This is a genomic window from Ensifer aridi, assembly GCF_002078505.1.
Classification (GTDB): Bacteria; Pseudomonadota; Alphaproteobacteria; order Rhizobiales; family Rhizobiaceae; genus Sinorhizobium; species Sinorhizobium aridi.
Genome location: NZ_LUAV01000016.1, coordinates 263,830 through 290,363 on the forward strand (window position 1 = coordinate 263,830; position 26,534 = coordinate 290,363).

General features: G+C 64.2%; 16 protein-coding genes. 5 read left to right on the top strand and 11 right to left on the bottom strand.

Annotated elements, in window-relative coordinates; all coding sequences use genetic code 11:
* Positions 1-114: 114 nt before the first annotated feature.
* Together ndvB and AYK65_RS16535 are read right to left on the bottom strand one after the other, a co-directional pair.
* On the bottom strand, positions 115-8,613 hold the full coding sequence (gene ndvB, locus AYK65_RS16525) for a cyclic beta-(1,2)-glucan synthase (RefSeq protein ID WP_420810255.1): 8,499 nt from the start codon (positions 8,611-8,613) through the stop codon (positions 115-117).
* Between the two features lie 467 nt (positions 8,614-9,080).
* On the bottom strand, positions 9,081-9,974 hold the full coding sequence (locus AYK65_RS16535) for a LysR family transcriptional regulator (protein WP_026615343.1): 894 nt from the start codon (positions 9,972-9,974) through the stop codon (positions 9,081-9,083).
* 113 nt (positions 9,975-10,087) lie between these two features.
* On the opposite strand from AYK65_RS16535, the gene hglS reads away from it, so the two are divergent.
* Genes hglS through AYK65_RS16555 form a run of 4 tightly spaced genes read left to right on the top strand, consistent with a single transcriptional unit; the run spans position 10,088 to position 15,743 of the window.
* Positions 10,088-11,488 carry a 2-oxoadipate dioxygenase/decarboxylase HglS gene (hglS, locus tag AYK65_RS16540; protein WP_081159015.1) on the top strand — a complete coding sequence of 467 codons (1,401 nt, stop codon included), beginning with the start codon at positions 10,088-10,090 and terminating at the stop codon, positions 11,486-11,488.
* A 10-nt stretch (positions 11,489-11,498) separates the two neighbouring features.
* Positions 11,499-12,917 (top strand): FAD-binding oxidoreductase, encoded by a 1,419-nt coding sequence (locus AYK65_RS16545; RefSeq protein WP_026615341.1) that lies wholly within the window; start codon positions 11,499-11,501, stop codon positions 12,915-12,917.
* Between the two features lie 44 nt (positions 12,918-12,961).
* The gene (amaB, locus tag AYK65_RS16550; RefSeq protein WP_026615340.1) at positions 12,962-14,494 is read left to right on the top strand and encodes an L-piperidine-6-carboxylate dehydrogenase; all 1,533 of its coding nucleotides are present in this window, start codon (positions 12,962-12,964) and stop codon (positions 14,492-14,494) included.
* 16 nt (positions 14,495-14,510) lie between these two features.
* Complete coding sequence (locus AYK65_RS16555; protein ID WP_081159017.1) at positions 14,511-15,743, top strand: pyridoxal phosphate-dependent aminotransferase; 1,233 nt, start codon at positions 14,511-14,513, stop codon at positions 15,741-15,743.
* Between the two features lie 143 nt (positions 15,744-15,886).
* Here AYK65_RS16555 and AYK65_RS16560 read toward each other — a convergent pair whose 3' ends face one another.
* Positions 15,887-16,435 (bottom strand): cupin domain-containing protein, encoded by a 549-nt coding sequence (locus tag AYK65_RS16560; protein ID WP_046120586.1) that lies wholly within the window; start codon positions 16,433-16,435, stop codon positions 15,887-15,889.
* 146 nt (positions 16,436-16,581) lie between these two features.
* Here AYK65_RS16560 and aptA point away from each other — a divergent pair, with 146 nt between their 5' ends.
* Positions 16,582-17,919: an omega-aminotransferase AptA gene (gene aptA / locus AYK65_RS16565; protein ID WP_026615337.1), complete on the top strand. Its 1,338-nt coding sequence runs from the start codon at positions 16,582-16,584 to the stop codon at positions 17,917-17,919.
* A 55-nt stretch (positions 17,920-17,974) separates the two neighbouring features.
* On the opposite strand, the gene AYK65_RS16570 is transcribed toward aptA, so the two are convergent.
* The 8 genes from AYK65_RS16570 to AYK65_RS16605 all read right to left on the bottom strand — a co-directional run bounded on the left by AYK65_RS16570 (position 17,975) and on the right by AYK65_RS16605 (position 26,487).
* Positions 17,975-19,246 (bottom strand): glycerate kinase type-2 family protein, encoded by a 1,272-nt coding sequence (locus tag AYK65_RS16570; protein ID WP_046120587.1) that lies wholly within the window; start codon positions 19,244-19,246, stop codon positions 17,975-17,977.
* 4 nt (positions 19,247-19,250) lie between these two features.
* A complete protein-coding gene (locus AYK65_RS16575) occupies positions 19,251-19,568 on the bottom strand; it encodes a Dabb family protein (RefSeq protein WP_081159018.1) in 318 nt (105 codons plus the stop codon).
* An 11-nt stretch (positions 19,569-19,579) separates the two neighbouring features.
* Entirely contained in the window at positions 19,580-21,235 is a 1,656-nt protein-coding gene (locus AYK65_RS16580; protein WP_046120589.1) for a GMC family oxidoreductase, read from the bottom strand.
* Positions 21,236-21,323: 88 nt separating this feature from the next.
* Complete coding sequence (locus tag AYK65_RS16585; protein ID WP_046120590.1) at positions 21,324-22,097, bottom strand: 3-ketoacyl-ACP reductase; 774 nt, start codon at positions 22,095-22,097, stop codon at positions 21,324-21,326.
* Entirely contained in the window at positions 22,094-23,614 is a 1,521-nt protein-coding gene (locus AYK65_RS16590) for a GMC oxidoreductase (RefSeq protein WP_026615332.1), read from the bottom strand. The genes AYK65_RS16585 and AYK65_RS16590 overlap by 4 nt, the downstream gene beginning before the upstream one ends.
* Positions 23,611-24,723 carry an ABC transporter ATP-binding protein gene (locus AYK65_RS16595; RefSeq protein ID WP_026615331.1) on the bottom strand — a complete coding sequence of 371 codons (1,113 nt, stop codon included), beginning with the start codon at positions 24,721-24,723 and terminating at the stop codon, positions 23,611-23,613. Before AYK65_RS16595 ends, AYK65_RS16590 begins: the two co-directional genes overlap by 4 nt.
* 4 nt (positions 24,724-24,727) lie before the next feature.
* A complete protein-coding gene (locus AYK65_RS16600) occupies positions 24,728-25,609 on the bottom strand; it encodes a carbohydrate ABC transporter permease (RefSeq protein ID WP_026615330.1) in 882 nt (293 codons plus the stop codon).
* Entirely contained in the window at positions 25,609-26,487 is an 879-nt protein-coding gene (locus AYK65_RS16605; RefSeq protein WP_026615329.1) for a carbohydrate ABC transporter permease, read from the bottom strand. The genes AYK65_RS16600 and AYK65_RS16605 overlap by 1 nt, the downstream gene beginning before the upstream one ends.
* Positions 26,488-26,534 lie beyond the last annotated feature (47 nt).

Here is a 26,534-nt window from a genome sequence, read left to right on the forward strand (position 1 = left end):
CAGCATCGATGAAAGCGCGGTCCCTGATGGGAACACGCCGCCGCAATTGAGGGCAAAGAAGAACCGGCCTCGCACGTTCGGTACAAAGCCGGTTCCTTCCATCAAATCCGGCGGTTACAGCAAAACCCCTTCATGCGCGTTTTTTGTGACACTATTATTTATGCTGACGACCGGCTCACCACTTTTTGAATCTCGGCTGACGGAAATCCGGTGCGTCGTGCCGTTCACCCGCACCTCGGCCGAATAGCCCGCCCAATCAGCCGGCAGGACGGGCCGGATCGCCAGCCTGTCGCCCCGCTTGCGAATGCCGAGGATGCCCTCGACGCCGGCGCGATAGAGCCATCCGGCCGAGCCCGTATACCAGGTCCAGCCGCCGCGGCCGGCAAGCGCGCCTTCGCCGTAGATATCGGCGGCGACGACATAGGGCTCGACCCGGTAGTGTTCGGCATCCTCGCGGCTCAGCGCATGCGACACGGGATTGAGCATGCGGAAAGCCCGCCAGGCCTCCTCCGCCCGTCCCTGGGCGGCGAATGCCAGGACCACCCAGGTGGCCGCATGGGTATATTGGCCGCCGTTCTCGCGCACGCCCGGCGGATAGGCCTTGATATAGCCCGGGTCCTGCTTCGTCGTTTCGAGCGGCGGCGTGAACAGGCGAACGATGTGCTTCTCGGGGTCGACGAGCTCCGCCATCACCGCATCCATGGCGCGCATGGAGCGGTCCCGATCGCCTTCGCCCGACAGCGTGCTCCACGATTGGGCAATTGAATCGATGCGGCACTCGCGATTTTCCGCGGATCCGAGCGGCGTGCCGTCGTCGTAATAGGCGCGGCGGTAGTAGTCGCCGTCCCAGCCCGCCTGTTCGAGAGCGTTCTTCAGGGCCTCGACGTGCTTCTCCCAAAGCGTCACGCGTGGACCGTCCTTGCGCTCGCGCGCATAAGGCAGGAACGTGCGCAGGGCGCCGGCGAGGAACCAGCCGAGCCAGACGCTCGTGCCCTCTCCGGCTTCGCCCACCCGGTTCATGCCGTCGTTCCAGTCGCCGCCGAGGATCAACGGCAGACCGTTCGCGCCGGTGCGCTTGATTGCAAGATCGAGCGCGCGGGCGCAATGCTCGTAGACGTCGCCGGTTTCGTCCGCGATTTCCGGCTTGTAGAAGCTGTCGTGCTGGCCCTCTTCGAGAGCCGGGCCGGTGATGAAGAACACCTTCTCGTCGAGAATGTCCTTGGTACCGGTGACCGCGCAATAATGCGCGACCGCGTAAGCCAACCATACGACGTCGTCGGAAATCATCGTGCGCACGCCGGCGCCGGTCCCCGGCAGCCACCAATGCTGCACGTCGCCCTCGACGAACTGCCTTGCAGCAGCATTCAGGATCTGCGCGCGCGCCAATTCCGGCCGATGGATCAGGAACGCCAGCGTATCCTGCAACTGGTCGCGGAAACCATAGGCGCCGCTTGCCTGATAGAAGGCCGAGCGCGCCATGATGCGGCAGCCGAGCGCCTGGTAGGGAAGCCAGTGATTGACCATGTGGTTGAAGGCGCGGTCGGGGGTGTCGACCTTCACGACGCCGGTGAAGTCACCCCAGAACGCCCTCGCCGTGTCGAGCGCCGCGTCGAAGGCGCTTGCCCTTAGTTCGGCGAGGATCGCCTGCACCTGATCGGCGCTGTCGACGTCGCCGAGGAAGAAGGTGACCTGTCCCTCCGCACCCGGCTCGATGGTGAGATCGGTTGCAAGCGCCGCGCAGGGGTCCCCGTCCACTTCCGTCGACCCGGCGAGTTCGGCGCCGGCAAGCACCGCCTGCGGCGCGAGGACTCCGCCCGCCCGGCCGAGGAACTCCCTCCGGCTCGCCGTGTAACCGGCAACGCTGCCGTCGATTGCAAAGAACGCCGACCGGCCCGCATAGTCGATGCTGTACGGGTTCATGGCGACGAGCGCCTGCGACGCCTCGTCCCAGGCGCTGAGCACGAACGGGGCGGTACGGCCGCGGTTGCTGCCGAGGACCCATTCGGCGTAGCCGTAGATGCGAAGCTTGCGCGCAGCCGAACCACGGTTGCGGATCCTGAGCCGCACCAGCTTGGCCGCCAGCGCCGTGTGCACCGTATGCGCGGCTTCGATCTCCAGCTCGTCCTGCGTGCTTTGGAACAGCGAATAGCCGAGGCCGTGACGGCTCTCGAACAGCACGGACTTGCGACGCGACAGGGCTGCGTAAGGCGTCAGCACCGCGCCGCTCGCCATGTCGCGGATGAAGATCGCCTCGCCGGGGCGGTTGACGACCGCATCGTTGGTCCAGGGCGTCAACTGATAGTCGCGCGAGTTGCGGCTCCAGGAGAAGGCGGCACCTTCGGCAGAGACATGGAAGCCGAAATGCTCGTTGGAGATGACGTTGACCCAGGGATGCGGCGTGGCCTCGCCTCCGCGCAGCCGAACGACATATTCGCGGCCGTCCTCGGCAAAGCCGCCGAAGCTGTTCCAGAATTCGAGGCCGTCGCCTTCGACCTGGGCCGCCGCGCGCTCGCCGTCCTCCGCTGTGACCGGGAGCAGCATCGGCGCGCCTTCCTCCGTCTTCTCCGATGGCGTCGCATAGAGCGCCGTGGCGCGGGCGATCTGATCGGAGATCGTGCCGTTGCGCGCATGGAAGACGGCCCGCGACGCCGAGATCAGCGTCGACCAGGTTTCGGGCTCCATCAGGTCGCGGCGCACGGCGAAGATGTGCTGACGCGGGCCGTCGGATTGGCCGCGAAGCCTCAGATTCTCGCACATGGAATCGAGCGTGTGCTGCAGGTCCTGCGCATAGGAAGAGGCCCGCTCGTTGACGACCACCAAATCGGCGGTGATGCCGCGTGCCCTCAGGTATTCCTGTGCGCGGAGCGCCTCGCGGGCGATGCCGAGATCGCCGTCGTCGTTGATGCGCAGGCAGAAGATCGGGAAATCGCCCGAAATCGCCAGCGGCCACAGCGCCGATTGCGAGACAAGACCCGCCTTGACGGTCGCCGTGTCGGCGCGCAGGTGCATGTCCGGATAGACCAGGTAGCGGCCGAGCATCTGGAAGCTCGCGGCCTCCTGAGAGGTGATACCGACATGGCGCATCTGCACCTGGCTGCGGGTCCAGGCATGGATCAGCTCGTGATTGAAGGTTTCCGGATGCCGGTAGCGGTCGATCGCCCGATCGATGCCCTCGCGGTCGGGGGCTGCGATCGTCCAGAAGATGACGCTCACTTTCTTGCCCGCCGGAACCCGCACGACGCGACGGAGCGACATGATCGGGTCGAGCGTGAAGCCGTCCGTCCCGGAAAGCGTGGTGCCCGGATCGAAGGCCGCCGCCTCGCAGAGCGTGCGCCCTTGGCCGAGGAAGCGCCGGCGGTCCGTTTCCGCCTGCGTGTGGCGCTCGCTGCCGGCATTGTCGGTGACGAGATGCGCGACCTCCATGTCGGGATCGCCGGGGCTGCGCTTGTTGCGTGAAATCCGGATGACGTCGCCCTGCCGGCTGATCTCGGTGCGGACGAACATCTTCGAGAAGGCCGGGTGCGAACTGTCGGCGTCCTCGAAGGAGAGCACCGGTTCGGCATAGGAGGTCACTTCGACGAAGCGGTCCTCGGTCCCGGTATTGAGCAGGATCACACGCCGGCCTTCCGCATCGTGCTCGCTGGCGACGATGCATTCCACCTCACTCGTGAGATCGCCGACGGTCTTGACGAACTCGGCCTTGTCATCGCCGAAGCGCGTAAGGGTCTTCTCGTCCGGTGCGCGCCGCGGCTCGGCCGTGGTCGACCACCATTCCCCTGTCGTGATGTCGCGCAGGAAGATGAAGGTCCCCGTCCTGTCCTCGACGGGGTCCGCGTTCCAGCGCGTGACCGACTGGCCGTTCCAGCGGGCATAGCCTGCGCCGGTGGCCGTCAGCATGATGGAGTAGTGACCGTTGGACAAAAAGACCGTCTCGCGCTCCTGATTGAGCGGATCCTCGATGACCCGGACTTCCGGGCGCAGGAGATCGGCCTGGCCTTTGCCGAGGGACTCCGGCTCGCGCTTGGCCGCCATTACCGGAATGTCGCGCGGCGCCTTCTCCTGCAGCAGGAGCTCGGCCGCCTCGATCACCGGATCGGCGTGGAACCACTCGCGAAGCTGTCCATTGAAGACGACGTTCGCGACCGCGGCGATCGACATGCCGTGATGGTGGGCGTAGTAGTTGCGCACCACGGCGCATTTCTGCCCCTCCGGCACGCGCGTCGGCGTGAAGTCGACGGCATCGTGGAAACCATAGGCGCCGAGCGCGCCGACTTCCCGAAGGCGCGCCAGATTGGCAAGCGCAGACTTCGGGTCGTACATGCAGGCGAGGATCGACGCATAGGGCGCAATGACGGCATTCTGCCCGAGGCCGCGTTTAAGGCCGAGGGTCGGCACGCCGAAGTTCGTGTATTGATAGGTCAGCTCATGGTCGCGCGCGTTGAACGCCGCTTCGGAGATGCCCCAGGGCGTTCCGAGGCGACGGCCATGATTGATCTGCTCCTGCACCACCAGATTGTTTGTCTGGTTGAGGATGCCGCCCTGCCGCTCCTGCATCACGAGCGGCGGCATCAGATATTCGAACATCGATCCGGACCAGGAGACGAGCGCGCCGCGCGCACCGATCGGCACGATCGGCCGGCCGAGCTTGTACCAGTGCTCGGTCGGCAGGTCCCCCTTGGCAATCGCAAACAGGCTCGTCAGTCGCGCCTCGGATGCGAGAAGGTCGTAGCAGGCCTCGTCGAGCTCGTTGGCATTGACCCGGTACCCGATCGAAAGCAGCCGCCGCTCCGGCCGGAACAGGAAGCCGAAATCCATCGAGAAGGCGATGTCGCGGGCCCGTTCCTTGAGCACCAGCAGGCGCTGGCGAAGCGCCTCGATCGCGCCGAGATCGAAGACGCCGTCGGCGATGTGCGCCTCGCAGGTCGACACCAGCGAAGCCGCCCATTTCGCCACCTCACCGCTTTGCGCGCTGCGCACCTCATGGTCGAGATTGACGGTGAGCTTGTGCATGTCGCGCGCGAGCACCGCCAGATTGATGACACGGATGGAGGCGAACTCGTGCTCGCGCTTGACCGTGGCGAGCGCATTCTGGAAGCCGGCGATGCGCTCTTCGATCAGACGACGCAACGGCCTGACCGTCTTGCGGTCGTCGGGAAGCTCGTCCAACGCTTCCTTCAGGATGGCGGCGACGTCGCCGATGCCGTCGAGATTGCCTTGGACATGGGCGGAGGGCGCTTCGGCCCATTCACGGCACATGGACGAAACGGCGATCAGATGGCCCGCGAGATTGCCGCTGTCGACGGATGAAACGTAGCGCGGCTCCATCACCTCGAGCGATCGCGTGCGGTACCAGTTGAAGAGATGGCCGCGATACTTCGGCATGCGGTCGATCGTGCCGATCGTCTGCTCGAGGCGCGTGATCGTCTCCTCGAAACCGATCCAGCCGAAGGAGCGCGCCGACATCGCCGACAGGAGATAGACGCCGATATTCGTCGGCGAGGTGCGTTCCGCCAGCACCGGTTGCGGCGTCTCCTGGAAATTGTCCGGCGGCAGGAAGTTCTGCTCGGCGGTGACGAAGGTTTCGAAGTAGCGCCAGGTCCTCCGGGCGATCTTGCGCATATCGTTGAGCGCCTCGTCGGACACGACGAGCTGGTCCTCGGTTTCCGCCGACTGGCTGACGAACCATGCGACCGCCGGCGAGAGCGCCCAGATGAGCGCAAACGGGATGCCGATGAAAGGCAGCCCCGTGTCGGAAACGGCGGCCAGCGCGAGCGCAACGACCGACAGCGCCGGCGCCGTCCACATGGCGCGGAAATAGTCGCTGATCGAGCCGTGGCCGGCGCTCTGCACTTGCGCCGCCGTGCGCCATTCGAGCATGAGCTTGCGGCTGACGAAGGTCCGGTAGAGCGCGCGGACGACCGCATCCGCCATCATCGCCGCATTGTGGGCGATGAAGACGATCCTAAGCGCGACTTGCGCATTGGCGGCGCGAATATCGGAGAGTACCGTGTGGAGATGGGCCCTGGCGACGATGTCGTTGCGCCGCGGCATGATCCCGTTGATCAGCGAGAGGGTGGGCGCGACGAAAAGGCTGAAGATCAGCACGATCTGCCAGATCAGTGCCTCGGCCGGCTCCATGTAGTACCAGCCCATGACTGAGGCGGCGAGCCAGGCGGCGGGAATGAGCGATCGGCGCAGGTTGTCGTACATCTTCCAGCGCCCGAGCATCGACAATGCGTTTTTCGGATTGAAGATGTAGGGCAGGAGCTGCCAGTCGCCGCGGGCCCAGCGATGCTGGCGCGACATTTCCACCTCGTAGCGGATCGGGAAATCCTCCACGAGCTCGACGTCGGTTACGAGTGCGCAGCGTGCATAGGAGCCTTCGAGCAGGTCGTGGCTCAAGACCGCATTCTCGTCTATCCGGCCCTTCAGCGCAGCCTCGAAGGCATCCACGTGATAAAGGCCCTTGCCGGTGAAGCTGCCTTCCCCGGTAATATCCTGATAGACGTCCGACACTGTGAACACATAGGGGTCGATGCCGCGATTGATCGTGAAGATGCGCTGGAAGGCCGAGGCCTCGCTGCCCGTTGTCAGCGACGGCGTGACGCGCGGCTGCAGGAGGCTGTAGCCCGTCACGACGTCCTGCGTCTCCGGGTTCACCACCGGCCGGTTGATCGGGTGGTAGAGCTTGCCAACGAGCTTGGTTACCGCGTCGCGCATCAGGCGCGTATCGGAATCGAGCGTCATTACGTACTGCACGCCCTCCGGCACCGTATTGGCGCCCGGAAGGAACGAGGTATCTCGGTCGCCGCGCAGCAGCAGGTTGAGTTCGTGCAGCTTGCCGCGCTTGCGCTCCCACCCCATCCAGGCGCCCTCTGCCTCGTTGAAGAGGCGGCGGCGGTGCAGGAGGAAGAAGCGCGTCTTGCCGTCATAGGCATAGCGGGCGGCAAGCGACGCGACCTCGCGCTTGGCATAGTCGAGCACGTCCGTATCGGCAGGGCTCTCCTCGAATTTGCTGTCTGCCCAGTCGCTTAAGAGCGCGAAATAGATCTCGCCGCGCGGATTGGCGAGATAGTGAACCTCGAGATTGCGCACGAGTTCATCGACATGGTCGCGCTTGGAGATGAGGCAGGGCACCACCACGAGCGTGCGGGCATCTTCCGGAATGCCGTCGAGAAATTCGTAGCCGACGAGCCGCGAGGGTTTGACGAAGAGCGTGATGAGCGTGTTGAACAGACCCATCGCACCTTCGGAGGCGGGCAGCGCGAAGAGCAGGAGCATGATGAGCTTGGCGCCGCTCGGAATGTCCATCGGACTGACGAAGGCGTAGACAGCGACCATCGCCAGGATGGTCAGCAGAATGTTCGGCCCGGCGATCGCGAACCAGTCCAGCTTGCGGACGAAACGGATGAGATGCTGGAACAGCGACGGCGAATAGCCGATTCTCTCCTCCAGCGCTTTGCGCTGTTCGCCGACGAGAAAGGCGCCGACATTCGGCTCCTGCAGCGGCGCCTCGACGGCTGCGGCCGCCTTCGCCTCCTCGACCATTTCGATGGCAATCTCAGTGACTTCGTGTTCGCTGTAGCCGGAGCGGCGGGCGAGCTTCTCGATGGTGTCGCGGTAAGTGTTGCGCGAGCCGAAATCGAGCGCTGCATAGTCCGATCCCTCGCGCAACGCCGCATCGATCTTGCTTACGCTTTCGAACCAGACGGCCCAATCCGTATCGTCGATCTCGCGCAGGCTGCGGATGATGTTGCTCATCGTCGCGTTGCCGGACGACAGGCGGTTCTGCTCCGCGACCAGCGCCTCCTCGACGTCGGTGCCGCGCCTTTCGAGCCTCTCCTCAATCCAGGCTATGACGGCGCCCGAGGTTTGCGATCCGTCGCGCATACGGTAGAGAAGCTGGGCGATGAAGGTGTTGTCGGCGGCAAGCGCCTCGGATTCGGCCAGCAGCGCCCGGCACCTTTCCGGATCGCTCAGCCGGATGATCTGGTCGGCAACGTCGTTCGCCTTCCGCCGCATGCCGCGCGAACGTTCGACCCGGATCGCGATCCGCCGCAGGTTTTCGATGAGGACGAAGCGCAGGATCGAGGGGAGCGCCCACAATTCGCCGATCTTGAAGGTCTCGTGCTCCTGGAAGCCCTCGACCATCGCGGTGATGCTTTCGCGCGAAACGGCGCTGTGCGTGTGAGCGACATAGAGCCAGGCCAGCGCCATGGTGCGCGGAATGACCGTTCCGGATACCGAGAGCGTCGGCAATTGCCGGTAGAACTTGCGCGGGAAATCGCGCCGGACCTCCTGGATCGCCTCCTCGACCACATGGTGGTTGTCAAGCAGCCATTCGGCGGCCGGCGTGATCGAGGCGCCCGCCTCGACGTCGGCGGCCGTCGCCCGGTAGACGCGAAGGATTTCCTTCTCGTTCTCCCGATGACGGGCGCGGAACTCGAAGGAGAAGAAACCCGGCAGTGAGGAAACGCCGCTCTTGGCGAGGCTTGCACCGCATGCGCGAAGATCGTCGATCGAGAAATAGGTCGAGCGGATCGAATCGTTATAGTCGATCTGCTTGGCTTCCGGTTCGCGCGGTGTATTGGACGGCGTTGTGTGCTGGAGCATGGGTACGGATTCTGGTTCCACCCGGGCTTGATCGGCCCGGTTCTCGTTGTTCTGCCGGAGTGGCTGCGACCCTGAGGATCCAAGCGTCGCCGGTGCGTTCCTAGACACGGTCATGTGCCCCCTCCGCCGTCATCGTCCCAGGAAGCGAGAACCGGCGGAAACAGGCGCCGGCCGGGACTTGGAGCCTGGAGATCGCAAAGCCGGCGGCGCGCTGGTTTTCACGGCCGCGTGGTGCATGAAGATGGCATTTTTTAGCCGTAGTGTCAGCAGCTTGCAAGAATCGCGAGCATTGCTTCCGGCGAATTGCCGAGGGTAGAAGCCGGAGGAGCCGGGCCACCCCGCGCCCTCCCTCGTCTCGATGAATATCCCTTTCAAATCCGCCCCTTCCCTGGTGCATGGCAGTATTCCTGGTCCGAAGGCTGAGGCTCATGGAAACCTTCCGCCGGACCTCCCCCGGCCGCGCCGGATCAGCCGACCTGTTCGGCGATCCACTCCCGGAAGGCGCGGCTGATCGGGTTCTCGAGCTTGCCTTCCGGAATGGCGAGGTAGTAGCTGTTTTCTGTCTGCATCGGTCTATCAAGAACGATCCGCAGGGTGCCTGCGGCAAGTTCCTGCTCGATCAGATACCGGGGCAAAAGGGCAAAACCGAGACCTGCGGTCGCCGCTTCGATTACCATCGAGAATTGATCGAAACGGTTGCCGCGATAAGCGCCATCCTGTTCGACACCGTTTGCCTCGAACCATCGCGCCCAGAGCTTGGGCCTCGTCGCCAGATGCAAGAGCGGTGCGCCGCCGATGTCGGCCGGCGCCTCCACCGGATGCGCCGCGAGAAGCGCCGGGCTTGCCACCGGCACGATGACTTCACTGCAGAGATAGCTGCAGATGGCGCGCGCCCAGACGGGCTGGCCATAATGGATCGCCAGGTCGAAATTCTGCTCGTCGAAGTCGAAGGGCGCGGAGCGGGAGGCGATGTTGACGACAGTGCCCGGATGGCGCCTCAAGAAATCCGGCAGGCGCGGCACCAGCCAGCGGCTGCCGAAGGTCGGAAGCGATGCGATGGAGAGGCTCGAATCGGCCCGCGCCGACGCCATGGCGCGCACCATCAACTCCTCGGTCTGATTCAAGAGCCGGCGCACCTCCGGCAGGAATTTCTGCCCCGCATCCGAAAGGATCACCCTTTGACGAACGCGCTCGAAGAGCAGCACTCCGAGCTGATTTTCCAGGTCCTTGATCTGGCGGCTGACGGCGCTCTGGGTGAGATTGAGCTCGGCCGCGGCCTGGGTGAAGCTGCCATGGCGCGCCGCACATTCAAAGGCCTGCAGCGTCGTCACGTCGGGCACCAGTCGGCGGCTCAACTTCATTCCAGCCTCGCATCAACATAGTCGGAAGCAGCGCGATCCAAGGCCGTCCTCATCCGATATGATCAGAATTAAGAATGACCTTGTCCTTCTTCCTTAGCGCGAGGCGAACCACAGTGAAAGAGAATAGTTTCGTATCCGCCGACGATATCCGCTCGGCCTTTTCCGCCGCGATGTCCTTGATGTATCGCGAGGAGGTCTCGGCCTATGGAACGCTGATGGAACTGGTCGCCAAGGTGAACGAAGAGACGCTCGCCGCCGACGTCGCGCTGAAGGAACGACTGGAGGCAACCGATTCGCTCGAACGTATTTCCGAGGAGCGGCACGGGGCGATCCGTCTCGGCACCGCGGCCGAGCTTTCGATGATGCGGCGCGTCTTTGCGGTCATGGGAATGTATCCGGTCGGCTACTACGATCTCTCGACCGCGGGCGTACCGGTGCATTCCACCGCCTTTCGTCCGGTCGGCGAGGCCGCACTGAAGCGCAATCCCTTCCGCGTTTTCACTTCGCTCCTGAGATTGGATCTGATCGCCGACGAGACGCTGCGCGCCGAGGCGGACGCGATTCTCAAAGAACGCCAGATCTTCACGCCGGGTGCCATCGAACTCACCGAAAAGGCAGAACGCGACGGCGGGCTCGACAGGGCCGACGCCGAGCGTTTCGTGGCGCAAGTGCTTGAGACCTTCCGCTGGCACGACAAGGCGAATGTCGGTGCCGACATGTACAAGCGGCTGCACGACGCCCACCGGTTGATCGCCGATGTCGTCTCCTTCAAGGGCCCGCACATCAACCATCTGACGCCGCGCACGCTCGATATCGACAAGGTACAGGCGCTGATGCCGGAATACGGAATTGCCCCCAAGGCCGTCGTCGAGGGACCGCCGACGCGCAAGTGCCCGATCCTCTTGCGCCAGACCTCCTTCAAGGCGCTGGAGGAACCGGTCTCTTTCCGCGACGCCGACGGTGGCTGGAAGGCGGGTTCCCATACGGCCCGCTTCGGCGAGATCGAACAGCGCGGCATCGCGTTGACGCCGAAGGGCCGCGGCCTTTACGACCGTCTACTCGACGAATCACGCAAGATCGTGCGCCCCGCCGCCGACGGTTCCAACGCCAGCGAATACCAAGCGGCCCTGGCCAAGGCCTTCGAGGCGTTCCCCGACAGCTGGGCGGAAATCCGTGAGGCGGGGCTCGGCTATTTCAGCTATTCTCTGACGGAGAAGGGCCGGCAGACGAAGCTTCCCGGACGGCGCGACCTCAAGTCCCTGATCGCCGACGGCCTGGTTGAGTTCGATCCGATCGTCTACGAGGACTTCCTTCCGGTGAGCGCCGCCGGTATCTTCCAGTCGAACCTCGGCGACGGCGCGCAGCAGGAATTCGTCGCAAGTCCGAACCAAAAGCGCTTCGAGACGGATCTCGGCGTCGCCGTGCTCAACGAATTCGATCACTATGCCGGCATCGAACAGGCATCGATCGAAAGCTGCCTCAAGGCGCTGACCGCCGCCGTGGCAGCGGAATGATACGCCGACGATGATTGACGAGCATCATATCGACGCATTGACGAAGCTCCTTGGCGACAAGGGCGTCGTCACTCGTCCGGAAGACATGGAAGCCTACGGGATAGGCGCGCGCTACGACCGCGGCCGTGCGGCCGCCGTGCTGCGCCCGGCGACGACGGCGGAGGTCTCCGCGGCAGTCTCCTATTGCGTGCGCAACGGCATCCCCCTCATCCCGCAGTCCGGCAATACCGGTCTCGTTTCCGGTTCGACGCCGGACAGCTCCGGCGACGAAGTGGTACTGAGTCTCGACCGGCTGACCCACCAGTTCGCGCTCGACCTCGACAATCGCTCGGTGCGGGTCGATGCGGGCTTCCGCCTGTCGGACCTCAACCGGCGGCTGGAGGAGCACGATCTATTCTTCCCGATCGACCTCGGGGCCGATCCGCGGATCGGCGGCATGGTCGCCACCAATACGGGCGGTTCGCGCTTTCTCAAATATGGCGACGTCCGCCGCAACACGCTCGGCTTGAAGGTCGTGCTCGCCGACGAGGCGGGCACCGTGCTCGATCTCGACTCGGACCTGCGCAAGAACAACACCGGCGTCGATTGGAAGCAGATCTTCATCGGGACCTCCGGCGCCTTCGGCATCGTTACCGAGTGCGTGCTCAATCTTGAGCGCGTTCCGAAGCAGAGCGCGACCGCCTTCCTCGTTCCTGCTAGCGGCGCCGTGCTGCCGCTGCTCAAAGCCATGGAAGAGCGGCTCGGCGCCTATCTCTCCGCCTTCGAGGGCATGTCGAAAAATGCGGTTGCTGCGGCCTTCGCCCATGTGCCGTCGCTCAAGAATCCATTCCAGGGCGGCAATATCCCTGACTATGTGATCCTAGCCGAAGTCTCCCGCACCTGGGACCCGCGCGAGGGCGAAGAGCCGCTCGACGCGGTACTCGAAAACGTGCTCGCGGAGATTTGGGAACTGGAAGGAGCGCCGCTCGCCGATGCCCTCGTCGGCCCGCCGCATGAGATCTGGGCGCTGCGCCACGCGCTTTCGGAAGGCGTGAAGCATCTCGGCAAACTGATCGCCTTCGATCTTTCCTTCCGCAGGGGTGACATCATGCCCTTCTGCGACCATATGAAAGCGGAAATGCCGGAGAAGTTTCCGGGCGTCACCGTCTGCGATTTCGGCCACATCGGCGATGGCGGCGTCCACTTCAACCTGGTCGTCGCAAAGGATAGCCCGCTGTTGGCCGATCCGACCTTCGAACAGCGGCTGCGCGAATGGGTCTTCGCTGTCGCGGTCGAGCAGTATCACGGCAGCTTCAGCGCGGAACACGCGATCGGCCGCCGCAACCAGGCCTATTACGATTTCTACACACCGGAAAAACTGAAAGAGATGGCCGCCGGCCTGAAGATGCTCACCTCGCCGGGCAAGCTCGGCAGCGTGCGTTTTGGTTAGGTCGCCGCAGCCAACGCCAACGACAATTATACGGGAGTCAGAACATGAACATTGCAGCCAAGAAAGTGGACGTCGCCAAGGAGACGGCCGCCCTCCTCGACAAGCTGGGCGTCGCCAAGGAACTCTACACCGGCGGCGACATGCCGTCCTTCAGCCCGGTCACAGGCGAACAGATCGCGAGCCTCAAAACCGTGTCGGCCGCCGCGGCGGCTAAGAAGATCGAGAAGGCAGACGAGGCCTTCCGCGCCTGGCGGCTCGTGCCCGCACCGAAGCGCGGCGAGCTCGTCCGCCTGCTCGGCGAGGAACTGCGCGCTTTCAAGGCCGATCTCGGTCGCCTCGTCTCGATCGAAGCCGGCAAGATCCCGTCCGAAGGCCTCGGCGAAGTGCAGGAGATGATCGACATCTGCGATTTCGCCGTCGGCCTCTCGCGCCAGCTCTACGGCCTGACGATCGCCACCGAGCGTCCCGGCCACCGGATGATGGAAACCTGGCATCCGCTCGGCGTCGTCGGCATCATTTCGGCCTTCAACTTCCCCGTCGCCGTCTGGTCCTGGAATGCGGCACTGGCGCTCGTCTGCGGCGATGCCGTCGTCTGGAAGCCCTCGGAGAAGACGCCGCTCACAGCGCTCGCATGCCAGGCGATCCTCGAGCGCGCCATCGCCCGTTTCGGCGATGCGCCGGAAGGTCTGTCGCAGGTGCTGATCGGTGACCGCTCCATCGGCGAGGTTCTCGTCGACCATCCGAAGGTTCCACTGGTCTCGGCGACCGGCTCCACCCGCATGGGCCGCGAGGTCGGTCCGCGCCTTGCCAAGCGCTTCGCCCGCGCGATCCTGGAGCTCGGCGGCAACAATGCCGGCATCGTCTGCCCGTCCGCCGATCTCGACATGGCGCTTCGCGCCATCGCCTTCGGCGCCATGGGCACCGCCGGCCAGCGCTGCACGACGCTGCGCCGTCTGTTCGTGCATGAAAGCGTCTACGACCAGCTCGTTCCGCGCCTGAAGAAGGCCTACCAGTCGGTCTCCGTCGGCAACCCGTTGGAAACGACCGCGCTTGTCGGTCCGCTCGTCGACAAGGCCGCCTTCGACAACATGCAGAAGGCGATCGCCGAGGCGAAAGCCCACGGCGGCGCGATCACCGGCGGCGAGCGTGTCGAACTCGGCTATGACAACGGCTACTACGTCAAGCCGGCGCTTGTCGAAATGCCGAAGCAGGAGGGCCCGGTTCTCGAAGAGACCTTCGCGCCAATCCTCTATGTCATCAAATATAGCGACTTCGACGCGGTGCTGGCCGAACACAACGCGGTGGCGGCGGGGCTTTCCTCCTCGATCTTCACCCGCGACATGCAGGAATCGGAACGCTTCCTCGCGGCCGACGGCTCGGACTGCGGCATCGCCAACGTCAACATCGGCACCTCCGGTGCTGAAATCGGCGGCGCCTTCGGCGGCGAGAAGGAGACGGGCGGCGGCCGCGAGTCCGGCTCCGACGCCTGGAAAGCCTATATGCGCCGCGCCACCAACACGGTGAACTATTCGAAGGCTTTGCCGCTGGCGCAGGGCGTCTCTTTCGATATCGAATAATCGAATAGGATCGACCATGACCATCAATGCAACGGTCAAGGAGGCGGGCTTTAAGCCCGCCTCCCGGATCTCCACGATCGGCGTTTCCGAAATCCTGAAGATCGGCGCCCGCGCCAACGCGATGAAGCGCGAGGGCAAGCCGGTCATCATCCTCGGTGCCGGCGAGCCGGATTTCGATACGCCGGACCACGTCAAGGAAGCGGCCGGGACGGCGATCCAGCGCGGCGAGACGAAATATACGGCGCTCGACGGCACGTCGGAATTGAAGAAAGCAATCCGCGAAAAGTTCCAGCGCGAGAACGGCCTCGCCTACGAATTGGACGAGATCACGGTCGCGACCGGCGCCAAGCAGATCCTCTTCAACGCCATGATGGCGTCGATCAATCCCGGCGACGAGGTGATCATCCCGACGCCCTATTGGACCTCCTATTCGGACATCGTCCAAATTTGCGAAGGCAAGCCGGTATTGATCGCATGCGATGCATCCTCCGGCTTCCGCTTAACCAGCGACAAGCTCGAAGCGGCGATCACGCCGCGGACGCGCTGGGTCCTATTGAACTCGCCCTCCAACCCGTCCGGTGCCGCCTACAGTGCGGCCGACTACCGCCCGCTGCTCGACGTGCTCCTCAAGCGTCCACAGGTCTGGCTGCTCGTCGATGACATGTATGAGCACATCGTCTATGACGGCTTCCGCTTCGTCACCCCGGCGCAGCTCGAGCCTGGCTTGAAAGCCCGCACGCTCACCGTCAACGGCGTTTCGAAAGCCTATTCGATGACCGGCTGGCGGATCGGCTATGCCGGCGGCCCGCGCGAGCTGATCAAGGCGATGGCCGTCGTCCAGAGTCAGGCGACCTCCTGCCCATCATCGGTCAGTCAGGCCGCCTCGGTCGCGGCGCTCAACGGCCCGCAAGAGTTCCTGAAGGAGCGCACCGCGAGCTTCCAGCGCCGCCGCGACCTGGTGGTCAACGGTCTGAACGCGATCGACGGCCTCGACTGTCGCGTCCCTGAAGGCGCCTTCTACACCTTCTCCGGCTGCGAAGGTGTGCTCGGCAAGGTGACCCCCGCCGGTAAGCGGATCGAGACGGATACGGACTTCTGCGCCTATCTGCTCGAAGACGCCCACGTCGCCGTCGTCCCCGGCTCGGCTTTCGGCCTCTCGCCTTACTTCCGCATCTCCTATGCGACGTCGGAGGCGGAACTGACGGAAGCGCTCACACGCATAGCCGCCGCCTGCGCGCGGCTTTCGTGACGGCGTAGTCTGCCCCTCACCCTAGCCTCTCCTCGCACGCGGGGAGAGGGGACTTCGGCGGCGCGGCATATCCCTTCTCCCCGCATGCGGGGAGAAGGTGGCGGCAGCCGGATGAGGGGATTTCCCAGCGTACCGCCGCCGCCTCAAAACGTCGGCGGCGTGCAGGCGCTGATCACTTCGCACGGCACCGGCCCGACGCAGCGGAAGCGGTGCGGTCGCCGGCTTTCGAAATAATAGGCGTCGGCCGGACCGAGAATACGCCGCTCGTCGTCCACGGTCACCTCGAGCCGCCCGGAAAGCACGATCCCGCCCTCCTCGCCCTCATGCACCAGCGGCACCTTGCCGGTATCGGCGCCCGGCTGATAGCACTCCTTCAGGATCTGCAGGCTGCGGCCGAAGAGATTGTCGCCGATCTGGCGATAGGAGATCGGGCCCTTGCCGATCTCGACCAGCTCCTCCGCCGCATAGAAGGCCTTGCGCGGCTTTTCCGGCTCGAAGGAGAAGAACTCGGCCAGCCCGATCGGGATGCCGTCGAGAATGCGCTTGAGAGCCCCGACCGAAGGGTTCGAGGCGTTGGATTCGATCAGCGAGATGGTGGAGTTGGTGACGCCCGCCCGCTTGGCGAGTTCGCGCTGGGAGAGATTGTGCGCCAGTCGCACATGGCGCAGGCGGTAGCCGATATCGACGCTCATCGCAGGTTCCGGTGTTGACGTTGTTCGGAATATCGAAACTCTACCAAAGGCACTCTAGGAAATACAATAGCTTAGAAAACCAAAGAAAAGGACTTGTTCGGCATCCCAAATCATGGCGTCAATCGCGTCACCGACAGGAGGATGTCATGAACGCCCACGACAAACCCAACGCCCCGGTGCTCGACAGCTACTGGATGCCCTTCACCGCCAACCGGCAGTTCAAGGCGACACCGCGCCTACTCGCTTCCGCCGAGGGCATGCACTACACCAGCATCGACGGCCGGCCGATCCTCGACGGCACCGCCGGGCTCTGGTGCGTCAATGCCGGCCACGGCCGCCGGCAGATCGCCGCTGCGGTCGAGCGCCAGCTTTCGGCGATGGACTTTGCCCCCTCCTTCCAGATGGGCCACCCGATCGCCTTCGACTTCGCCGAGCGGCTCGCCGAAATCGCGCCCGGCCCGGCCGGCGCCAAGCTCGACCGGATATTCTTCACCGGCTCCGGCTCGGAATCCGTTGACACGGCTTTGAAGATTGCGCTCGCCTACCAGCGCTCGATCGGCCAGGGCACGCGCACCCGTTTGATCGGCCGTGAGCGCGGCTATCACGGCGTCGGCTTCGGCGGCATCTCCGTCGGCGGCATCGTCAACAACCGCCGTGTCTTCCCGCAGCTCCCGGGCTCCGACCATCTGCGCCACACCCATGACCCGGCAAAGAACGCCTTCGTCAAGGGCCAGCCGGAACATGGCGCGGAACTCGCCGACGACCTCGAAAGGCTCGTGGCACTGCACGGCGCCGAGACCATCGCGGCCTGCATCGTCGAGCCGGTCGCCGGCTCGACCGGCGTGCTGATCCCGCCGAAGGGCTATCTCGAGCGGCTGCGCGCCATCTGCGACAAGCACGGCATTCTCTTGATCTTCGACGAGGTGATCACCGGTTTCGGTCGTCTCGGCGCCACGTTCGCGGCGGATTATTTCGGCGTGACGCCGGACATCGTCACCACCGCCAAGGGCCTCACCAACGGTGCGATCCCGATGGGCGCGGTCTTTGCGAGCCGCAAGGTGCACGACGCGCTGATGCACGGGCCGGAAGGCCAGATCGAGCTCTTCCACGGCTACACTTATTCCGGCCATCCGGCCGCCTGCGCCGCCGGCATCGCCACCCTCGACATCTACCGTGATGAGGACCTGATGACACGTGCTGCCGAGCTGCAGCAGGACTGGCACGAAGCAATGCATTCGCTCAAAGGCCTGCCGCATGTCATAGACATCCGTACCATCGGCCTCATCGCCGGCATCGAGCTCAGCCCTCGCGACGGCGCGCCCGGCGCCCGCGCCTATGACGTCTTCGTCGATTGCTTCGAGAGGGGCCTCTTGATCCGCGTCACCGGCGACATCATCGCCTTCTCGCCGCCGCTGATCGTCGAGAAGAGGCACTTCGGCGAAATCGTCTGGACCCTCGGAGATGCTCTGAAGCGGGTGCGGTAACACGACGTTTTGTCATCGGCAGCCGGACGTTAGCGCGTCCGGCTGCCGATGCGCATCACCGTATCAACATCGCGCGGAAATCATTGACATTCGTGCCGGTCGGTCCTGGCACGAAAAGATCGCCGCTCGCCGCGAAGGCCGACCAGGCGTCGTGGCGGGCAAGATGGGCGCGCGGGTCAACACCCGCCGCGCGCATGCGGGCGACGCTCGCCCCGTCGGCAAAGGCGCCGGCATTGTCCTCCGAACCGTCGATGCCGTCGGTGTCGGCGGCAAGCGCATCGATGCCGGTGACGCCGTCGATGTCGAGTGCCAGCGACAGGAGGAATTCGCTGTTGCGTCCGCCCTTGCCGTAGTTGTTGCCGGAGATCGTCACCGTCGTCTCGCCGCCGGAAAGCAGCACCACCGGCTTCGTAAACGGGCGGTTACGCGAGGCGACCTCGCGCGCGAGCGCCGCATGCATGCGGCCGATGTCGCGCGCCTCGCCCTCGATCGCATCCGAGAGGATCATCGCCTCGATGCCGCTTTCCCGTGCCCGTGCTGCCGCCGCTTCCAAGGAAACGCTCGCCGAGGCGATCACATGCACTTCGTTGCGGGTGAAAGCGGGATGATCCGGGCTCGGCGCGCGTGCGGCATTGGAGGAAAGATGCGCCATCACTCGCTCGGACAAGGGCATAGCGTAACGCGAAACGATCTCGCGCGCCTCCTCGATGCTTGAGCGATCGGGCACCGTCGGACCGGAAGCGACGAAGGCGGGATTATCGCCCGGAACGTCCGAGACGACGAGGCTCACGACGCGCGCCGGCACGGCGGCAAACGCAAGCCGCCCGCCCTTGATCCGCGAAACATGCTTGCGCACCACGTTCATCGCCGAGATCGGCGCGCCGGAGGCAAGCAGCGCCTTGTTGACGGCGATCTCGTCCTCAAGCGTCAACCCATCAGGCGGCGCCGGCAGAAGCGCCGAGCCGCCGCCGGAGATCAGCGCCACCACGAGATCGTTCTCCGTCAGGCCTTCGACCTGCTTGAGAAGCGCCGTGGACGCAACGAGTCCCGCCTCATCCGGCACCGGATGGGCCGATTGCAGCACCTGGATGCGTTCGCATTTCTCGATCGGTCCGTGCCGGGCGACGACCATGCCTTCGAGCGGTCCGTCCCAGAGCCGCTCGAAGGCGGCGGCCATCTGGCTGGCGGCCTTGCCGGCCCCGACAACGATCGTACGGCCCTTCGGCCGCGAGGGAAGATGCGCCCGAATGGCGGCGTAAGGATCTGCCGCAGCGACGGCAGCCTCAAAAAGCGAGGTCAGAAAGGACCGCTGATCGTTCAATGCCATCGAATCAGTCCAGGATTTCGAGGTCGTAGACGAAGACACCTTGGACGCCGCCATCCGCCGCCGCAACGATTTTTGCGCCGGTCTTTTGATGTTCCGCGTCGTCGAGATAGGCGTCGCGCGCCGCCGCATGGGCGAAATCAACGATGAAGCCTTCCGCATAACCCTTGTCCATCCCGATCTCCGGGCTGCCATTTGCGCCGATATGAGTCGCGAGAAATCCCGGGAGACGGTCCTTCAGCGCCGCAATCTCGGCGAAGATCGCGGTCCTTTCGGCGTCGCCCACCTCCGGGCGGAAGCGGATGAAAACGCAGTGCCGGATCATCGCATCCTCGCTCAGCAGATATCGGCGCGGGCGCGCGGCCGCGTGTCGTTGCGCTCGTGCTGGAACACCGCCGGAGGGAGCGGCGGCAGCCCGCGGATGATGTCCGCCCCCTTCTCGCCGACCATGATCGTCGGCCCGTTGGTGTTGCAGGAAGGGACGCGCGGCATGACCGAGCTGTCGCAGACGCGTAAGCCATCGAGCCCGCGGACCTTCAGCTCAAGATCGACGACCGCCATCGCGTCCGTTCCCATCTTGCAGGTGCCGACCGGGTGATGATCGGTCTTGGCATTGGCACAGCCATAGTCGAACAACTGCTCCTCGGTCTTCACGTTGTTGCCCGGCAAGCGTTCCGCCAGCACGTAGGGCTCGAGCGCCGGCTGCTGCATGATCTCGCGCGCGATTTTGAGACCTTCGAGAGACATCTTCCGGTCGTGCGGGTCCTCCCAATAGTTCGGATCAATCAGCGGTGCCGCCGACGGATCGGCGGAGGAAAGCCGCACGGTGCCGCGCGAGCGCGGATGCAGATAGGCGGAGTTGAGCGTGACGCCGGCATTCTTGAGCCGGGCCACACCGGCCTCGATACCGGAGCCGAGGCCGAGATGGAATTGGATATCCGGTGAACGCGCATTCGCATCGGCATACCAGAAACCCCCGGTCTCGAAGAGGGAGGAGGCGACCGGCCCGGTACGGAAGAGCACATATTGCAGACCGGCCCAGAGCGTGCGATGCAGTTTGGCGACGCCATCATAGGTATGATCGCCGGTGCACTCCGAGATCACGAAAAGATCGAGATGGTCCTGGAGATTGCCGCCGACACCAGGCAGATCGTGCCTGACCTCGACGCCGACCGAGCGCAGGTGGTCGGCCGGGCCGATGCCGGATTGCAGGAGAAGCTTTGGCGAGCCAATCGCGCCCGAAGAGACCAGCACCTCGCGCGCGGCCCGGATAATCTCTTTGCCTTTGGCCGTCACCACCTCGACGCCGACTGCTCGGCGGCCTTCGAGTACGATGCGCGCGACGCGGGCACCGGTGCGCACCGCCAGGTTTTTTCGATCCTTGATCGGCGAGAGATAGGCAAGCGAGGCTGAAGAGCGGCGGCGGTTGCGTTGCGTCAGCTGGTAGAAGCCGACGCCCGCCTGCTGCCTTCCGTTGAAATCGTGATTATAGGGAATGCCGAGCTCCTGACCGGCCCGGATATAGGCGTCGCATATCGGCAGCGCCGAAACCGGCATCGAGACGCCGAGCGGCCCGCCATAGGAATGATAGTCGTCGGCGAAACGCTGATTGTCCTCGGCGCGCTTGAAATAGGGAAGGACGCTGCGATAGTCCCAGCCGGTGCAGCCGTCCTCATTTGCCCAGAGATCGTAATCGACGGCATTGCCGCGGGTATAGAGCTGCGCATTGATCGAGGAGCCGCCGCCGATCACCTTCGCCTGGGTATAGCGCAGCACCCTGCCCTTCATGTGCTTCTGCGGCACCGTATGCCAGCCCCAACTCGCGACACCCTTGGTCATCCTGGCGAAGCCGGCCGGCATGTGGAACAACGGGTTCCAATCGCTGCCGCCCGCCTCGAGCAGCAGCACCTTGACCGTCGGGTCCTCGCTCAGTCGATTGGCGAGCACACAGCCGGCCGGGCCGGCGCCGGTGATGATGTAGTCGAATGCCATTCTCCGTTTCCTCCATGCCTGCGTTTGGAACGTTCCAAAATCTCAGGCCTGATAATCCCGATGCATCTCTGCCCAGGTGCTCAATCTCCTAAAGACGGCTGATTGAAAGCCCGCCGTCGGCTTGGATCACCGAACCCGTGGCGAAGCCGAATTTGCCGCCGGCGAGGCCGGCGACGATGTTGCCGATATCCTCCGGCTCGCCCCAGCGCCGCATCGGCACCAAGCCGCCTGCGATCAGCGCGTCGTATTTGCCGGAGACAGCCGCGGTCATGTCGGAGCGGATGATGCCGGGGCGGACCTCGAAGACGGCGATGCCGGTTTCGGCGAGTCTCAACGCCAGACCCTGGCTGAAGGCCGCGAGACCCGCCTTGCTCATGCAATAGTCGAGCCGCTCCGTCGAGGTCATCGCGGCCGAGACCGAGGTGATGTTGATGATCGAGCGCGGCGAAATGGCCGGCGCTGCGAGCATGACCTTCAGCACCGCCTGGGTGAAGAAAACGGTGCCGCGCAGATTGACGCCGACGATCGTGTCGAAATTCTCAGGTTTGAGATCGAGGAAATCGCCGCGTACGACGGAGGCGATACCGGCGTTGTTGACGAGGCAGTCGATCCTGCCGAACGCTGCAACAACCGCATCGACGGTCGTCTGGTGGCCCGAAAGATCGGCAAGATCGGCCCTGACAAAAATGGCCCGCGCACCAAATCCGGCGAGTTCGGCAATCACCGGAGCGACACCGTCCGCATCGCCAATTCCAGTGATGGCGATATCGAAGCCGCCTGCCGCAAGCGCGCGGGCGATCCCGAGCCCGATGCCGCGGCGGCCGCCCGTGACGATCGCGACAGGACGTGCCCTATCCGTCATGACCGAAGATCCTCTTTCACGATGTGGTCGGCGACGCGCAGCGCCTGGGCGGCGACCGTCAGCGCCGGATTGACGGCGGCCGACGTTGGCAGGAAGCCTGCGTCAACGACGAAGAGATTCGGGTGGTCAAAGGCGCGGCAATAGACATCGAGCGGCGCCTTTGCCGGGTCCGTGCCGATCCGGACCGTACCGCACTGATGCGACGGCGTTCGCTTGTCGAAGGCGCGCGCGAGCACGACCGGGAAGCCCGCCTTTTTCAGAACCGCCTTCAGCTTGGCGACGAGATCGAGATGGGCCTGCCAATTGGTGCGCACCCATTTGAGCACCACCCGATCGCCGTCGACCATGACCCGGCTCTCCGGCGAGGGCAGGTCCTCGCTCATGGCGTAGAAGTCGATGCCGCGGGCCGACACCTGGTTCAACAGCCATTCCGGCATCGATTTCATATTTGCCTTCAGGATCGCGCCGGAGACGCGGCCGAGAAGCTGGATATTGCCGAGCGGCGGTCCGCCCGCCCCATCGGACAGATAAAAGTCGTTGAGGCCGAAGGTCTTCTGATAAACGGAATCGTTGCGGTACCAGGGGCTGAGCGCGATCACCGCGCTCGAATTGTGGTTCATGAAGTTGCGGCCGACCTGATCGGACCGGTTGGCTAGCCCCGCCGGGTTCCGTTCATCTGCCGAGCGCAGAAGCAGCACGGCCGACTGCACCGCTCCCGCCGAGAGGATGACGAGCTTCGGTGAGACACTGTGCTCGATGCCATCCCTGACGAAGTGCACAGTCTCGATCGCCTTGCCGTCCGGCTCCGTGGTCAGCCGGGTCACGCGCGAGCCTGTCTGCAGCCGGACATTCGGATATTCGAGCGCCGCCGCCAGCGCCGCCGTTTCGGCATCCATCTTGCCGTCGAAACAGTTCGGGTGCGCGTCCCAGGGGGTCTTGCCCTTGGCGAGCCAGCGCTCGATATCGACGCCGAGCGGCAGCGAATAGGGGTGCAGGCCGATCTCGGCCAAACGCTTGCGGACCTTGGCGATCGCCGGCTCGTCCGGCACCGGGCCGTGCGGATAGTCGCTCGAGTGAGTGGGCTCCGTCGGGTCCTCACCGAGTTGGCCGCGCACCTGATAAAGCTGTTCGGCCTTCGAATACCAGGGCTCGAGCTCCTCATAGGGAAAGGGCCATGCGGGAGAAATGCCGTCGCGGTGCTCCATCTCCTCGAAATCCTCGCGGCGATAGCGGGTCAGCACCGCACCGTAGAACTTCGAATTGCCGCCAACGTTGTAATAATTGCCGGGGTTGAAGCCGAGACCGCCCGCCTCGTACCAGGTCTCCTTCGGCCGGAAATGGCCGCGCTGGAAGATCGCCTGCTGGTCGCGATTGACCGGCAGGTCCTCGATATGGCGGCCCGCTTCGAGGATCAGTATCTCGGCACCGGAGGCGGCAAGGCCTGCGGCGACGGTCGCGCCGCCGATCCCCGATCCGATGATGACAATGTCCGGCCGGCTCTCCATGCTCGGGCTCATGCGATCCGCTTCTCGCTCTCGCGATCGAAGAACACGGCTTTGTCGAGATTGAAGGCGAGGCGGGACGTCTGGCCGGGGGCGATGCGGGCGTCGGCCCTGAGCCGCGCGACGACCTCCTTGCCGCCGAGCCTCGTGACCGCGAAGGTGTCGGATCCCGCCGGCTCTACCACCTCGATCAGGCATTCGCCCTCGGCGACGAATTTTGCATTGCGGTCCGCCCCGTCCGGATCGGTCAGCGCCTCCGGGCGGATGCCGAAGATGACTTCCCTGCCCGCATAGGCGGAGAGCGCGCCGTTATGCGGCACGGCGAGCCTCAGCGGTTCGGCATGCGGCCGCGCCAGCGTCACCGCGACTTGCGGGCCCGAGGTTTCGATGCGGGCGTTCAGGAGGTTCATGGCCGGCGATCCCATGAAATCCGCAACGAATATATTGGCGGGGTTGTTGTAGATCTCCGCCGGCGTTCCGAACTGCTGCAGCACGCCGTCCTTCAGCACCGCGATCTTGGTTGCAAGCGTCATCGCCTCGATCTGGTCGTGGGTCACGTAGACGATGGTCGTCTTCATGCGGTGGTGCAGCCGCTTGATCTCGGTACGCATGTCGACGCGCAGCTTTGCGTCGAGATTCGACAGAGGCTCGTCGAACAGGAAGACTTGCGGATTGCGCACGAGCGCCCGTCCCATGGCGACGCGCTGGCGCTGGCCGCCGGAGAGCTGGCTCGGTTTGCGGTCGAGCAGATGACCTATCTGCAGCATGTCCGCAACTTGGCGGATCGCTTTCTCGCGCTCCTCCTTCGGCACACCGCGGATTTCCATGCCAAAGGCGATATTGCCGGCCACCGTCATGTTCGGATAGAGCGCGTAGGACTGGAACACCATGGCGATGTCCCGCTTCGACGGATGCAGTCCCGTGACCGAGCGGCCGTTGATGGCGATATCGCCGGAGGTGATCGGCTCGAGGCCGGCAATCGTGTTGAGCAACGTCGACTTGCCGCAGCCGGAGGGGCCGACGAGCACGAGGAAACCGCCCTCTTCGATTTCGAGGTTGATGTCCTTGAGGATTTCGAGGGCGCCGTAGGATTTGCGCAGGTTGGTGATCTTCAGGAACGACATGGGCTTACCCTTTCACGGCGCCGGACATCAGCCCGCGGACGAAGTAGCGGCCGGACACGATATAGACGATGAGCGTTGGCAGGGCGGCGAGGATCGCGCCCGCGAAGTGGACATTGTATTCCTTGACCCCCGTCGACGAGCTCACCAGGTTGTTGAGTGCCACCGTCATCGGTGTCGAATAGGGCCCGGAGAACGAGGCGCCGAACAGGAAGTCGTTCCAGATATTGGTGAATTGCCAGATGACCGAGACGACGATGATCGGCCCGGAAGACGGCAGCAGGATCCGCCGGAAGATCTGGAAGAAGCTCGCGCCGTCGATCTGCGCCGCGCGCACCAGCTCGGTCGGGAAAGCCTCGTAGTAGTTGCGGAAATAGAGCGTCGTGAAACCGATGCCGTAGACGACATGGACGAGGATCAGCCCCCAGATCGACCCCGCCAGGCCGAAAATGCCGAGGATGCGCGCCATCGGGATCAGCACGATCTGGAAGGGAATGAAGCAGGAGAGGAGCAACATGCCGAAAAAGACGTTTGCGCCAGGGAAGCGCCATTTCGTCAGCACGTAGCCGTTGAGAGCACCGATCATCGTCGAGATCGCCACGGCCGGCACGACCATCAGGATCGAATTGATGAAGAAGGGACGAAGGCCGGTCGGCTGCACGCCGATCTGTGCCGTCGACCAGGCGGAAAGCCAGGGCTCGATGGTCCAGGTCTGAGGCAGGTTCAGCATGCCGCCCTGGCGGATCTCGTCGAGCGGCTTTAAGGAATTCACCACCATCACGTAGAGCGGCAGCAGCGAATAGAGCGCGAAGAGGATCAGCGCCAGATAGATCAGCGCCCGCGTCAGGCGATCGTGCGAGATGACGTTCTCGGGACTGGGAGCGCCCATCAGCGTTTTCCTCCCCGGACTTCGGAATAGAGATAGGGAATGATGATCGAGAAGATCATGACGAGCATGATGATCGCCGACGAGGCGCCGATCGCCATCTGGTTGCGGGTGAAGGTGTAGGAATACATGAAGGTCGCCGGCAGCTCGGTCGCCTGTCCCGGCCCGCCGCCGGTGAGTGCGATGACCAGGTCGTAAGCTTTGATCGCGAGATGGGCGAGCACCACGAAGGCGGAAAGGAAGACCGGCCGCATCAAGGGGATGATGATCCGCCGGTAGATGGTGGGCGTCGTCGCCCCGTCGATCTGGGCGGCCTTGATGATCTCGTTGTCGACACCGCGCAGGCCCGCCAGAAACATCGCCATGACGAAGCCGGTCGATTGCCAGACGGCGGCGATGACGACGCAGTAGATCGCGTAGTTGCGGTCCTTGATCCAGTTGAAGGAGAAGCTTTCCCAGCCCCAGAGGTGCATCGTGTTCTCGAGCCCGATGCCGGGATCGAGGAACCACTTCCAGGCCGTTCCCGTGACGATGAAGGAAAGTGCCATCGGGTAAAGATAGATCGGCCGGAGAAAGCCTTCGATACGGATTTTCTGGTCGAGCAGGATCGCGAGCGCGAGCCCCAGCACCGAGCAGATGACGATATAGAGCGTAGCGAAGATCGCGAGATTGCTGATCGCCCGCCACCAGTGCGGCAAGGCCCACAGCCTGCTGTAGTTCAGGAGGCCGACGAAGTTGTAGGACGGCAGCATCTTGCTGTCCGTCAGCGACAGGAAGCCCGTATAGGCGATGAAGCCGTAGACGAACACCAGAACGATGAGAAAGCTGGGGGCGAGCACGAGCTTCGGCAAAAGCTCCTGCAGCCGGGTGCGGCTATCCATGTTTGTTACCACCGTATCGTTTCGTTCGTGCCGCGCGTCTGCCCCTC